The organism is Streptomyces sp. WMMC940 (assembly GCF_027460265.1).
In the GTDB taxonomy this organism is placed as follows: Bacteria; Actinomycetota; Actinomycetes; order Streptomycetales; family Streptomycetaceae; genus Streptomyces.
The window spans coordinates 5,913,879-5,926,305 of record NZ_JAPZBC010000001.1 but is presented as its reverse complement, the minus strand read 5'-3'; the positions used below and the strand labels follow the sequence as shown (position 1 = coordinate 5,926,305).

The 12,427-nt window shown below is 73.6% G+C and carries 11 protein-coding genes and 1 pseudogene; 7 read left to right on the top strand and 5 right to left on the bottom strand.

All coding sequences use genetic code 11. The annotated features are described in order from the left end of the window. Positions 1–36: 36 nt before the first annotated feature. Positions 37–1,320 carry an MFS transporter gene (locus tag O7595_RS26070; protein WP_269731043.1) on the top strand — a complete coding sequence of 428 codons (1,284 nt, stop codon included), beginning with the start codon at positions 37–39 and terminating at the stop codon, positions 1,318–1,320. 16 nt (positions 1,321–1,336) lie between these two features. On the opposite strand, the gene O7595_RS26065 is transcribed toward O7595_RS26070, so the two are convergent. Then, the gene (locus O7595_RS26065) at positions 1,337–1,714 is read right to left on the bottom strand and encodes a cupin domain-containing protein (protein ID WP_138055946.1); all 378 of its coding nucleotides are present in this window, start codon (positions 1,712–1,714) and stop codon (positions 1,337–1,339) included. A gap of 168 nt (positions 1,715–1,882) precedes the next feature. Between O7595_RS26065 and O7595_RS26060 the strand changes: the two genes are divergently transcribed. From O7595_RS26060 to O7595_RS26045, 4 genes are all read left to right on the top strand, one after another. Further along, positions 1,883–2,782 (top strand): hypothetical protein, encoded by a 900-nt coding sequence (locus O7595_RS26060; RefSeq protein ID WP_269731041.1) that lies wholly within the window; start codon positions 1,883–1,885, stop codon positions 2,780–2,782. A 535-nt stretch (positions 2,783–3,317) separates the two neighbouring features. Then, positions 3,318–4,244: a hypothetical protein gene (locus tag O7595_RS26055; protein WP_269731040.1), complete on the top strand. Its 927-nt coding sequence runs from the start codon at positions 3,318–3,320 to the stop codon at positions 4,242–4,244. 331 nt (positions 4,245–4,575) lie between these two features. Beyond that, positions 4,576–5,484, top strand: coding sequence for a pseudouridine-5'-phosphate glycosidase (locus O7595_RS26050; RefSeq protein WP_269731039.1), 909 nt, complete (start codon positions 4,576–4,578; stop codon positions 5,482–5,484). Then, entirely contained in the window at positions 5,481–6,431 is a 951-nt protein-coding gene (locus tag O7595_RS26045) for a carbohydrate kinase family protein (RefSeq protein ID WP_269731038.1), read from the top strand. Before O7595_RS26050 ends, O7595_RS26045 begins: the two co-directional genes overlap by 4 nt. Before the next feature lie 126 nt (positions 6,432–6,557). On the opposite strand, the gene O7595_RS26040 is transcribed toward O7595_RS26045, so the two are convergent. Both O7595_RS26040 and O7595_RS26035 read right to left on the bottom strand, forming a co-directional pair. Beyond that, entirely contained in the window at positions 6,558–7,220 is a 663-nt protein-coding gene (locus O7595_RS26040) for a uridine kinase (protein WP_269731037.1), read from the bottom strand. A gap of 127 nt (positions 7,221–7,347) precedes the next feature. Then, positions 7,348–7,998, bottom strand: a pseudogene (locus O7595_RS26035) (winged helix-turn-helix transcriptional regulator); the annotation flags it as partial. Between the two features lie 103 nt (positions 7,999–8,101). Between O7595_RS26035 and O7595_RS26030 the strand changes: the two are divergent. Beyond that, entirely contained in the window at positions 8,102–9,313 is a 1,212-nt protein-coding gene (locus tag O7595_RS26030) for a pyridoxal phosphate-dependent aminotransferase (protein ID WP_269731036.1), read from the top strand. 489 nt (positions 9,314–9,802) lie between these two features. Here the strand turns inward: O7595_RS26030 and O7595_RS26025 are convergent, their stop codons facing one another. Continuing rightward, on the bottom strand, positions 9,803–10,534 hold the full coding sequence (locus O7595_RS26025; protein ID WP_269731035.1) for a DUF7873 family protein: 732 nt from the start codon (positions 10,532–10,534) through the stop codon (positions 9,803–9,805). A 119-nt stretch (positions 10,535–10,653) separates the two neighbouring features. On the opposite strand from O7595_RS26025, the gene O7595_RS26020 reads away from it, so the two are divergent. Next, entirely contained in the window at positions 10,654–11,313 is a 660-nt protein-coding gene (locus O7595_RS26020) for a DUF2293 domain-containing protein (RefSeq protein WP_269731034.1), read from the top strand. 266 nt (positions 11,314–11,579) lie between these two features. On the opposite strand, the gene O7595_RS26015 is transcribed toward O7595_RS26020, so the two are convergent. After that, positions 11,580–12,224, bottom strand: coding sequence for a chaplin (locus O7595_RS26015; protein WP_269731033.1), 645 nt, complete (start codon positions 12,222–12,224; stop codon positions 11,580–11,582). Positions 12,225–12,427 lie beyond the last annotated feature (203 nt).

The following is a 12,427-nucleotide window of genomic DNA, read 5'->3' as shown; positions in this document are numbered from 1 at the left end:
GTGCCGTGGAGCCGATGTCACTGGCAGACTGCGGCAGTGGCAAGTACCTCTCATGACGTGCCCATAGCCGCCGGCTCCAGGGACCTGCCCGCCCTGCGCCGCCGGATCACTCCGGTGCTGATCGCGAGCCAGATCCTCGGCGGTCTCGGGGTCGCGACCGGCATCGCGCTGGCCGCCGTACTGGCCCAGCAGATCAGCGGGTCGGAGGCCCTGTCGGGCCTCGCCCCCACCGCGACGGTCACCGGCACGGCACTGCTGTCCGTTCCGCTCGCCGCGCTGATGACCGCCCGCGGGCGGCGTCCCGGGCTGGTACTGGCCTATGTGATCGGGTCCGCGGGGGCCGGTGTCGTGGTACTCGCGTCGGTGCTCGGCAACTTCCCGCTCCTGCTGACGGGCATGGCGGCCTTCGGAGCCGCCTCCTCGGCGAACCTCCAGGCGCGATTCGCCGCAGCGGACCTGGCGGAGCCGACGAGACGCGCCCGCGCCATCTCCCTGGTGGTGTGGGCGACCACGATCGGGGCGGTCCTGGGACCGAACATCGCCGCACCGGCGGGCCGGAGTGTCTCCGGGTCCGGGATACCCGAGGCCGCCGGGCCGTTCGTCTGGGCGGCCGGGGTCTTCCTGATCGCGGCGGTGGTCGTCGCCCTGCTGCTGCGGCCCGATCCGCTGCTGACGGCCCGGGCACTCGCGCCGTCGGAGGAAGGGGACGAGGAGGAGAGGTCGCTGCGTGCGGGGGTCCGTGCCGTACGGGAGTCCGCCGGGGCCAGACTGGCGCTCGTCACGGTCGCGATCTCGCACACCGCAATGGTGTCGATCATGTCGATGACCCCCGTCGCGCTGAGCCACCACGGCGCGGGGATCCAACTGATCGGCCTGGTCATCAGCGGCCACATCGCCGGTATGTACGCGTTCTCGCCGGTGATGGGCGTGCTGTCCGACCGCTTCGGCAGACTGACGGTGATCGGACTCTCCGTGGGCCTGCTGTCCTGCGCCGCGCTCCTCGCGGGCACGGCGGGAGCGAGCCACGGCCGTACCGCGGCGGGTCTGTTCCTGCTCGGCCTCGGCTGGTCCGCGGGCCTGGTCTCCGGCTCCGCCCTGCTCACCGACTCCGTGCCGGGACCCGCCCGGGCGGCGGCCCAGGGCCTGTCGGACCTGACCATGAACGCGGCAGCCGGTATCGGCGGCGTCATGGCGGGGCTGATCGTGGCGCAGGGAGGCTACGGTCTGCTCAACCTCGTCGGCGCGAGTCTGCTGCTGCCGCTCGCGGCCCTCGCCGTCCGCCGCGCCGTCACCCGCAGCGACGCGGCGGCCGAGGACTGACCGCCCGCCGACGCCGTCACTGGCTGATGTGGTAGGCCTTGCGCAGCGTCTCGTGGACGGTCCACGTCGTACGGTCGCCCTCCCGCAGGACACAGGCGTCGCCCGGCCCGATCTCCAGCGTGGCACCGCCCTCGACCTCGACCGTGGCGCGTCCACTCACGACGACGAACAGCTCGTTGGCCTCGGTGTCGGTGACCACGCCGGGCGTGATCTGCCAGAGGCCGCGTACCTGCTTCCCGTCCTCGGACTCCCACAGCACCTTGCCCGTCACCACCGGGTTCCCCGAGACGATCTGCGCCGGGTCGAGGGGCTCGGGCTCCAGCTCCGCGTCCGGGATGTGCACGACGAACGAAGGAGAAGAAGGCCCGGCAACTGAGTGATCAAAGGTCGTCATGGCGGCTCACCTTAGCGGGCGAAAGATCCGCGGCGCGCGGCGAGCCGCTCCGGGAGGCACAAGGGCGCGGGGCACCGTCGAGGTACGCCCACAGCTGCCCACGCGCGAAGGCGTGCGACACCCACGGCAGCGCTTGCCCGAGTTCCCTCGTACAGGAAGCGACCACCGATGTCAGCAGTGCGCACAGGGCGTTGCCTCGCCCTCATCACGGCCGTGTGCCTCCTCTCCGCCCTCATCGCGACCGGGCCGGCCGCCGCAGCGGAACCGGCCGACGCCCGCGCGACGGCGGGGCAGGACACCGACCCCTTCCCGGGCCCCCTGCCCGGATCCGGGTCCCGGCGGGCACCCGGCGCGTTCTACAAGCAGGCCCTGGACACCCTCGGTCCGCAGCGGCTCACCCCCGAGCAGCGCCGGGTCACCGCCAGGAAGGAGGCGGAGGCCGCCGCGTGGTTCGGGCGGCCGGCCACCCGCGCCAAGCGCGCCGGCTACATCGTCTCGGGCGGCCTGCACCAGTCCCAGCGGACGTCGTACTGGTGCGGCCCGGCCGCCCTGGTCATCACCCAGTCCGCGCACGACGAGGTCGGTGGGCGCTCCCAGCAGAGCGCGGCGGACCTCCTGGAGACCGATTCCAACGGCACGGCCTGGTACGGGGTCGGCATCGACGTGGCGGAGCCGACCGGCTACCCGATGGCCGACGCCCTCAACCACCGTCTCCCCGGCGCCAACTACGTGCCGAGGTCGCTGCCGTACAGCCCGACGTCGGCCGACGTGGCGGACTTCCGGGAGCACATCGTCCACAACACGGACTACGACTACGCGATCGCCGGGAACGCCTGGGAAGTACCGGGCGGTCCGCACCTGGCCGGGCACCCGAACATCGAGATCTTCCACTGGGTGGCCATCGACGGCTACAACAGCGACACGGACGCGCGGCAGGTCCGCTACCTGGACCCGGTCGGCGGGGTGAGCACCAGCGTGATCTCGTGGGCCGGCGGCGTCCCGAAGTCCGCCCGGATCTCCGCGGACACCATCACGACGATCATGGGTGGCCGTGGCTACGTCTGGTAGGCCCTCCGGCCGGAAGCCCCTGGCCGGCATGCCCCGTCCGGCGGGCGGGGCGCCGGACCGTCCGGAGCGCCGGTGCGGCCGGTGGGCCCGCGCCGGCTCACCACCGGAACGACCGGCACCACCGGCACCACCGACACCACCGGCACCACCGGCACCACCGGCACCACCGGCACCACCGGCACCAGCGAACCGCGCCGGAGCACCACGGGTCCCGGCGCTGCTCGGCTCGGCCCTGCTCGTGCTCGCGGGCCTGGGGTGCTCACCGGCCCACAAGTCGGGCCCCACGGACCCCACCGCCTCTCCGGTTCCCCCGTCGCCGGCCTCCGCAGGGCCGTCGCCGTCCTCGTCGGGGCCGGCGCACGCGCTGCCGTCCGGCTCCGCGCGGACGGCTTCCCCGCCGGCCACCGTCGTCCGGGCGGCGTGCGAGGCGCCCCTGCCCGCGAGCTGGCGGTCCGCGCTCGCGGCAGGCGAGTTCCGCGCGCCGGCGGGCCAGCGTGCGGTCCTCACCGAGGTCGGCCCCCGGGCCCGGTGGACCGTGGTCCAGCTCTCCGACGGGCGGAGCCGCCGGGCGGCCGTCGTCGAGGACGCCGGGGCACCACGCACCCTGCTGACGTTCACCGATCCCGTCGAGCACCAGCTCCTCGCCGCCGACGTCTCGGCGGACGGACGGTGGACGGCGTTCGCGGTCCTGGAGGGCCGCACGCTGGACAGTCCGTGGTCGTTGTACGTGCAGGACGCCCGGGGCGGGATGCGCAGGCTCGCCCGGTCCACCCTCCCCGGCCCGCTCCCCCAGCCCGTCGTCCGGAACGGTTCGGTCTTCTGGGCGCAGGGCACGGGCAAGGGCCGGGCCACGATCTTCAGCAGTCCGGTCCGGCGGCCCGGCTCCGGGAACCGGGCCGCCTCGCCTCGCGCCCTGCACTCCGGTGTGCTCGACGCCCCGTTCGCCGCGGGCGGGCTGCTGGCCTGGCGGGAGGCGAGCGCGGACGGACGCTCGACGCAGCTGTCCGCGCTGTCGTTCACCACCCTGCGCCCCGCCGGACTGCCGGGACCCCTCGCCGCACTGCGCGATCTGAGGTCTCCGGCCTCCGACGGCACCACCTGGGCCTGGATCGAGGAGGAGGGCGAGGACGGGGGTGAGCCGAGGCTGGTGGTCTGGCGGCAGGGGCAGCCGTCACCGGTGGCACGTCTCTCCGGTGCCCCCGCGGCCGAGGGGCTCGACCAGCTGCGCATCAGCGGTGAACTGATCACATGGCGTACGCCGGAGGCCGCCTACGCCCTGGACCTGCGGACCTCCGCGTACACGCGGATCACCCCGCAGTACGGCTACGCCCAGGCCAGAGCGGGCGCCCTGGCCGTCGCCTACAACAAGGACCGGGTGAAGGGGCCGGGCGCACGGTCGGTGATCCAGGTCGTGCGTGCGGACCGGCTGCCCCGACTGCCGAAGCCGCGCGACTGCGGCTGAGTCGCGAAGCACCGCTCGGGCCGCCGTGCCCGGTCGGTGCGCGGGCCGTCGGCACCGTGGTCCCGGAAGCGGTGCTGGTGGGGAAGCGGCGGAGCAAGGTGGCCGGGAGGGGCGGGGCGCGGTCCGGCAGCCGCGGCGGAGACGGTGCGAGCGGCGGCGGTAGCAGCGGCGGACGGCTGCTGAGCCGGATGATCCCGGTGGGGCGGCGGCGTGCAACGGAGCGGCGCGACGGACGGGGCGGGGCACGAGCGCGCGCATCATGTCGGCCGGGGCGTGACGGGGCGACTGCCGAAACGTTTGAGCACGCCGCTGCCGTGCCAGGGATGTGGACATGCCCGAGACCACGCTGATGATGTCCGAAGAGGTACGGGAGGCGCTCGCCGCGCGTCGGCCCGTCGTCGCCCTGGAATCCACGATCATCGCCCACGGACTGCCGCGGCCGCGCAATCTGGCCGTCGCCGAGGAGCTCGAGACGCTGGTCAGAGGCGCCGGCGCGGTGCCGGCGACGATCGCCGTACTGGACGGCAGGGCCCATGTCGGCCTGGGCAAGGACGAGTTGGAGCGCATCGCCACGGACCCGGGGGTGCGCAAGCTCGGGCACCGCGACCTGGCACCCGCCCTCGCCGCCGGGGCCAGCGGGGCGACGACCGTGTCCGCCACGGCTTTCCTCGCGGCACGCGCCGGGATCCGGGTCTTCGCGACCGGCGGGCTCGGCGGGGTGCACCGGGAGTGGTCCGTCACCCAGGACGAGTCGGCGGACCTGCGGCTGCTCGCCAGGACCGGGATCACGGTCGTCTGCGCCGGGGTCAAGTCGATCCTCGACGTCCCGGCGACGCTGCAGCGCCTGGAGACCCTCGGGGTCGGCGTCCTCGGCTACGGCACCGGGCACTTCCCCGGGTTCTATCTGTCCTCCTCCGGCCTGCCGGTCGACTGGACGGTCCGTACCCCCGAGGAGGTGGCGGACGTGATGCGGGCACAGGACGCGCTCGGCGGGCCGGACACGGCGCTGATCGTGGCCCGGCCGGTGCCGGAGGACGAGCAGCTGGACCCGGCACTGCACGACCGTGTGCTCGCGGAGGCGCTCGACGAATGCCGGGAGCGGGGCATCGGCGGCCAGGCGGTCACACCGTTCCTGCTGGACTTCCTGATGAAACGCACGGGCGGCGCCTCGCTGGAGGCCAATCTGGCGGCGGTACGCGGCAACGTACGGCTGGCGGCGCGGATCGCGGCCGCGCTGTGAGAGCGGCAGCGGGCCACGAGGAACCGGCGCGGCCCGGTGCGGCCGGAGCGCTGCTGGTCGTCGGGGACGTGGCCACGGACGTGGTGGCCCGCCACGCCGAGCCGCTCACGTACGGGACCGACACCGCGGCGGAGATACGGACGCTGCCGGGCGGCGCCGGCGCCAACGCCGCCTGCTGGGCGGCCCACTCGGGCTGTGCGGACGTGCGGCTGCTCGGCCGGGTCGGCGCGGACGGCGCGGAGTGGCACGACACACTGCTGCGGAACTCCGGAGTCCGCCCGACGCTGATCCCCGACGAGGAGGCACCGACGGCCACGATCGTCGCACTGGTCGACGCGAAGGCCGAACGGACCTTCCTCACCGACAGCGGAGCGGCGCTGCGGCTGTGCCCCGCCGACTGGTCGGCGGGGCTGCTGGACGGAGTGGCCCGACTCCATCTCTCCGGGTACCTCTTCTTCTCCGAGCCCAGCCGGGAACTGGCCGGACTGGCACTCGTGGACGCGCTCGAACGGGGCGTTCCGGTGAGCGTCGACCCGGCCTCCGCCGGGTTCATCGCCGCTCTGGGCGTGGACCGCTTCCTCAGGGCGACGGCGGGCGCCGCCGTGCTGCTCCCGAACGCGGACGAGGCCCGGCTCCTCACCGGCCTCCCCGACCCCGGCGACGCCGCGGCCGAACTGAGCCGCCACGTCCCGCTGGCCGTCGTCACGCTCGGCGCGGGCGGCGCGCTCGTCGCGGAGTCGGGCGCGGTGACGGCCCGGGTCGCCCCGGTTCCGGCGACGGCGGTCGACTCCACGGGAGCGGGCGACGCCTTCACGGGCGCCTTCCTGGCCGCACTGCTGTCAGGCGCGTCCCCGGCCGCCGCGGCGTCGGCGGGATGCCGTGCCGGGGCCCACGCGGTCACGGTGTGCGGGGGCCGACCGCCGCGAAACGCGGGTACGCGGCCGTAGTCCACGGCCAGGCGCACGTCCCGAGGCACACACCGCCGGCCGGAACCGCCCGGACTGCCCGCGCGCCACCGGGCCGGCCGTGCCCGTCACCCGGAGCACGCACCCCGCGAGTGCCCCCGACGCACCTCAGCGTCCGATTCCGTCGCGGCCTTCCCACGGCGCGTTCCACGCGGGGTGGCGCGGGTCGTCGGCACGGACCACCACGTCGGCGGACTCCGACGGCGAGACCTCCTGCTCGTAGCGCTCGAAGGCGGGCAGCGTCCACAGCTCGGCGGCGTCGGTGCGGCGGCGCAGGGCTCCGGACGAGAGGCGCAGATGGACGGTCAGGTCGAAGGGGAACCAGTGCCCGAGGAGCAGCGGGCCGTGGAGCACCAGGACGCCGCCCGGCGGCAGTTCGATGCGGGGGCTGCGTGTCGAGCGGTCGGTGACCGGGTCCCGGAGATCCGGGAGCACCCGTCCCGAACCCCCCGGCTCCAGCGGCCCGAACACCTCGCGCCAGAGCGCCCCGGTGTCGAACCAGCCGTCGTAGAAGCTGTCGGGATCCTCGCGTCCGAGCTCGAGCCGCAGCGAGGCGGGCCGCAGGAACCCGCCCGTGCCCACCACCCGCACCGCCCGGCCGCGCAACCGCAGAGCCTCGGCGAGGGCCCCGGCCGCACCCGCCGTGCCGGCGGCGGGTGCGCCGTCGACGGCGACGCGCAGCCACGGGCTGCCGTCGTCGGCCCGCCTCTTCGCGATCCGGTCGGCGACGGCCTCGGTCAGCCGTTCCCAGGTGATCGGTTCCAGTCGCACCCGTCCATCATCGCTCCCGGCCGCCCTGCTCCCGGCCGCCCTGCTCCGGGGCGTCCCGCGACCGGCCGCGGGACGCGTCGACGAGTACGCCCGTGTCCCGGCCGGTGCCCGGGGGCTCCCCTTCGAGCCCTTCCGCGAGCGCGGCTGCCAGGGTGCCGCCGCCGGAGAGGCGGATGCGCCCGTCCCGTACGCCCTCCGCGACGCCGAGGTCACCCCGGCTGACGGCGAGGCAGGTGCCGCCGTCCAGCTCCAGCCGGGTGACCGGGATACCGGCGGGGGCCGGGCCGTCCCCGTAACCGGATTCCCCGGAGCCGTCCGGAACGAGCCGCAGATGGAACTCCCCCTCCGGGAGGCGCACTTCGACGGTGCCGGTCGCACCCGCCGCCTCCAGCCGGCGCAGCAACGGGAGGGCGAACCAGTGGGCCCGCACGGCGTCCGTCGGGCGGGGCCGGTCGAGTGCGGGCGCACCCCATTCGGCGAGGGCTCCGACCAGGGGGAGCAACGACCGGCCGCGTTCGGTCAGTTCGTACACGTACGCCGAGACGGGGGCGGGCAGCCGGCGGCGGGCCGTCAGCCCCTCGCGCTCCATGTCCTTGAGCCGGGAGGCGAGGACGTCCGTGCTGACTCCGGGCAGATCGGCGTGGAGATCGGTGTACCGGCGGGGGCCCGCCAGCAGTTCCCGCACGATCAGCAGCGTCCAGCGGTCGCCGACGGAGTCGAGGGCGCGGGCGACGGCGCAGTACTGGTCGTAGCTTCGGCGGCGTGGAGGACGGGGCATGCAGGGCAGTCTAGACCCGTTGTTGGACTTTCCAAGCTGTCACTTGGTAAAACCAAGTGACAGCGGGTACCACCGTCCGCGCCAGTCCTGGGGAGGCCTCCACATGGAGTTCCGGCAGTCGAGCAAGCTCAGCGATGTCTGCTACGAGATCCGCGGCCCGGTGATCGAGCACGCCAACGCACTGGAGGAGGCAGGCCACAGCGTGCTGAGGCTCAACACCGGCAACCCCGCGCTGTTCGGCTTCGAGGCGCCGGAGGAAATCGTCCAGGACATGATCCGGATGCTGCCGAAGGCCCACGGCTACACGGACTCCCGCGGCATCCTCTCCGCCCGGCGCGCCGTCGCCCAGCGCTACCAGGCCCTCGGACTCACGGACGTCTCCGTCGACGACGTGTTCCTCGGCAACGGCGTCTCGGAACTCGTGTCCATGGCCGTGCAGGCACTCCTGGAGGACGGCGACGAAGTACTCGTCCCCGCACCCGACTTCCCGCTGTGGACCGCCGTCACGACCCTCTCCGGCGGCAAGCCCGTCCACTACCTCTGCGACGAGGCGTCCGACTGGTACCCGGACCTGCACGACATGGCGTCGAAGATCACCGACCGGACCAGGGCCGTCGTGATCATCAACCCCAACAACCCCACCGGAGCGGTGTATCCGCGGGAGATCGTCGAGGGCATCCTGGACCTGGCACGCCGCCACCAGCTGATGGTCTTCGCCGACGAGATCTACGACCAGATCGTCTACGACGACGCGGTCCACCACACCGCGGCCGCGCTCGCCCCGGACCTGCTCGTCCTCACCTTCAGCGGACTGTCCAAGACCTACCGGGTGGCCGGCTTCCGCTCCGGCTGGCTGGTCGTCACCGGCCCCAAGCAGCATGCCCGCAGCTACCTGGAGGGGCTCACGATGCTCGCGTCGATGCGGCTGTGCCCCAACGCGCCCGCGCAGTACGCCATCCAGGCCGCGCTCGGCGGACGCCAGTCCATCCACGAGCTGACCGCGCCGGGAGGACGGCTGCGCGAGCAGCGCGACCGGGCGTGGGAACGGCTGAACGAGATCCCCGGCATCTCGTGCGTGAAGCCCAAAGGGGCGCTGTACGCCTTCCCGCGCATCGACCCCGAGGTGCACCCCATCCACGACGACGAGAGGTTCGTGCTGGACCTGCTGCTGCGGGAGAAGATCCAGGTCGTGCAGGGCACCGGCTTCAGCTGGCCGCGCCCGGACCACTTCCGCATCCTGACCCTGCCGCACGCGGACGACCTGGATGCCGCGATCAGCCGGATCGGGCGCTTCCTGAGCGGATACCGCCAGTAGGCGAGAAGCCGCGGGCCGCCGGGCCGGGTGAACCGGGCGATGCGGGGCGCGCGCCGGAGGGCCCGCGGAGCCGGGATGGTTCACGGCGCGCCGGGAGGACCGGACCGCGTCGCCCGGCACGCGCGGAGGACGCCGGTGAACGGGAGCGGGCCCGGAGGCGTAGCCGGCCTCCGGGCCCTGTTGATGCCGCTCACATTCACACGCCGGCACGCTTGAGGACCCGGGTCAGTCGTCATTGCGCCGCGTCCTTCCTTTGGACCACCGCGGACCGAGCTCCGCGGGCCGGACTTGAACCGGCATCTCGACGCACCAGGGCCCGGGCCCGGTCGATCCGGCGATGAGCGGCGAATGCTGAGTCTGGAGCGAGAGTCTGAGATTCATCGCGGCCGGTCTCCTGCCGGCCGCGCGGTTCACGACAAGCTTCAGCTTCAGCTTTGCGCTCCTCGCGCGCCCCGGCCGTGGTGCGTGGTGGCCGGGGAGTACTTGGGGCTACCCGAAGAGGTAGCCGAACACGGCGTCGCCGACCCGCTGGTCGGTGACCTCCGCGCCGTTCGCCTCCTCACGGGCGAACTTCACCGCCTGCTGGAGCTTCTCCACCCGGTCCAGCAGCTCGTTGACCCGGCGGGCGGGCAGGGCACCGGAGAACTTCACGGTGGTCCAGTACCCCACCGGGATGTCCTCGTAGTACACCTCGACCTGCGCGGGGTGCTTCTCGGTCGCCTCCGCCTTCACATGGTTTCGGGGCACCTTCCTCGTGCGGACCGTCTTGACCGGCTCGGTCTTCCAGGAGTCGGTGGACGGGTCCTGGGTCCAGGACTCCGCCGCGTCCAGCACCGGGAGCTTGCGCACGAAGGTGTTGATGTCCGTGAGCTGCTTCTCCAGGAAGAGGAGGTACGCGACGGGTACGTCCGCGACGAGGACCCGCCCGTCGACGGTGATGTCCGCGCGGGCCGTGCAGTTGGCCCAGTCCTTGGTGGCGGTCACGTCGAACAACCGGGTCAGTGTCCTCGCGGTGTCGCGCAGCACGTCCTCGGCCTTGACCTGCACCAGCGTCGACTCGGGCGGGAGCTGCTCGCCCTCCTCGTCCTTGGGCTGGTAGGTGCGGGCGATTCCGGCGAGCAGGGCCGGCTTCTGGAGGCCGTGATGAGCCGTCGTCAGGTCCTGGTGCGCCTTGGACTTGACGCCCTTCTCCACTGCGATGATCTGATTGAGTTTCGCCACGTCCGGGAAGTTAGCAAGACCGATGTCCTTTTCTCGAACGATTATTGGGCGGCCGTCATCTGTCAGCTGTCATCTCCCGTTCGCGAGGGCGCGTTCCACGGGGAGGGGGCGAGGGTCCGGTGGATCCGCTCGTCGTCGTCGAGCCGCTGAAGCGGCGGCATTGCGCGGAATGCCGGCGGGGACCGCTGGAGCGGCTGGTGCTGGAGTTCCACGCGCCGCGCTGTCTCGACTGCGCGGACCTGGGCCATCTGGTCTTCCTGGCGCGAGGTGACGCGGCGCTGACCCGTCGGGCGCGCGAGGCGAGTTCCCTGTGGGCCGTCGTCGTACGGCACAACAGACAGCGCACCCGGTACGAACGGCAGGGCCTGCTGGTGGAGGAGGCGGCACTGGCACGTGCGGAGGCGGCGTGCCTGGCCGATGCGGAGGCACGGGCCCGGCGGCGGGAGCGGGACGCGGCCCGGCGGGCAGCGGAGGACGTCCGGTTCACCGCCCGGCTCACCGCGGAGATCCTGCGGCTCTTCCCGTCCTGCCCGCTGGACCGCGCGCTGGACGTGGCGGCGCACACCTCGGTGCGGGGCAGCGGGCGGGTGGGCCGTACCGCGGCCGGCCGCGCCCTGGACGAGGGCGCGGTCACGGCGGCCGTGCGGGCTTCGGTGCGTCATCGGGACACGCCGTACGACGCGCTGCTGATGCGGGGTGTCCCTCGCCACGAGGCCCGCCGGCGTGTCGCCACTGCGGTCGACACGATGCTCACGGCCTGGCGGGCGACGCCGCCGTGACGGCCGGGGCGTCCGGAGCGGATGGTCACCCGGGGGTGCGCAGGGGCGGAGGGTTTCCGCGGTAGGCGTCCTCCGCACCGAACGTGGCCATCGCGGGCTGCCTCAGCCGTGCATGCGTCAGCGCGGCCGAGACCAGCTCGGGTGGTCGCGGCGCAGGCGGGTGGCGGCGGAGGGGGCGCGGCGGGCCGCGCTTGCCGGCCCGCACGGCTCAGGACCGGGCGGCAGGAGCAGCACGGGCCCGTGTGCGACGTGGGCGCCCGGCGCGTCTACGCCGTGGCGCGGGACCGGCGGAACAGCACGGCGCCGCCCAGGACCAGAGCCGCGCCCGCCGGGAGGGTGAGGCCCAGGGACGCCGGTGTGCCGGTCTCTGCCAGGTGGACCGGGCCCTGCTGGGGCTCCGGGGCGCGCGTGACGGGGCGGACCTCCGACGGTGTGACCGTCTTCGGCGGCGTCACCTGCCGGGGCGGGGCCGGCGGGTTGGCGGAGTTCGAGGAGGAGTTGCCGGCCGCGGCGTTGCCGATGCCGACGACGTTCACGGAGTTGCCGGTGACGTTCACGGGGACGTCGACGGGCAGCTGGACCGCGTTCCCGGAGAGGACTCCGGGCGAGTCGTTCGCACTCGCCCCGGCGACCGCTCCGCCGCCTGTCGCGCCGTCGCCTCCGCCGCCGTTTCCTTCGTTCTCGCAGCTGTTGCCGACCGCCGGGTTCAGCAGACCGATCACGTTCACGGTGTTGCCGCACACGTTCACCGGCACATGGACCGGGATCTGCACCGCGTTGCCGGAGATCAGGCCCGGTGATCCGGCCGCGCTCCCCTGCGCGCCCGAGTCGGCGTGGGCGGCCCCGGCGGCGGCCAGCGCGCCGCCGGTGACCATCGCTGCGACCAGACCTGTTCGGCGAATGTGCCTCATGGATTCCTGCCTTCCGGTGGATGAACACGGGTGCTCACCCGCACCGAAAATAACGGCATGGAACCGACCGGGTTATGGCCGCGAGGCGTTTCACCCCTTCGGGTGGGGCGAGGCAGAACTGTTCAGCACCGTCGTTGTGTTCGGCTCCCGGCGTCGCGGTCCTGTACTCGGCGCCGGTGCGCGCGCCGGGTGGGGTGGTCGGC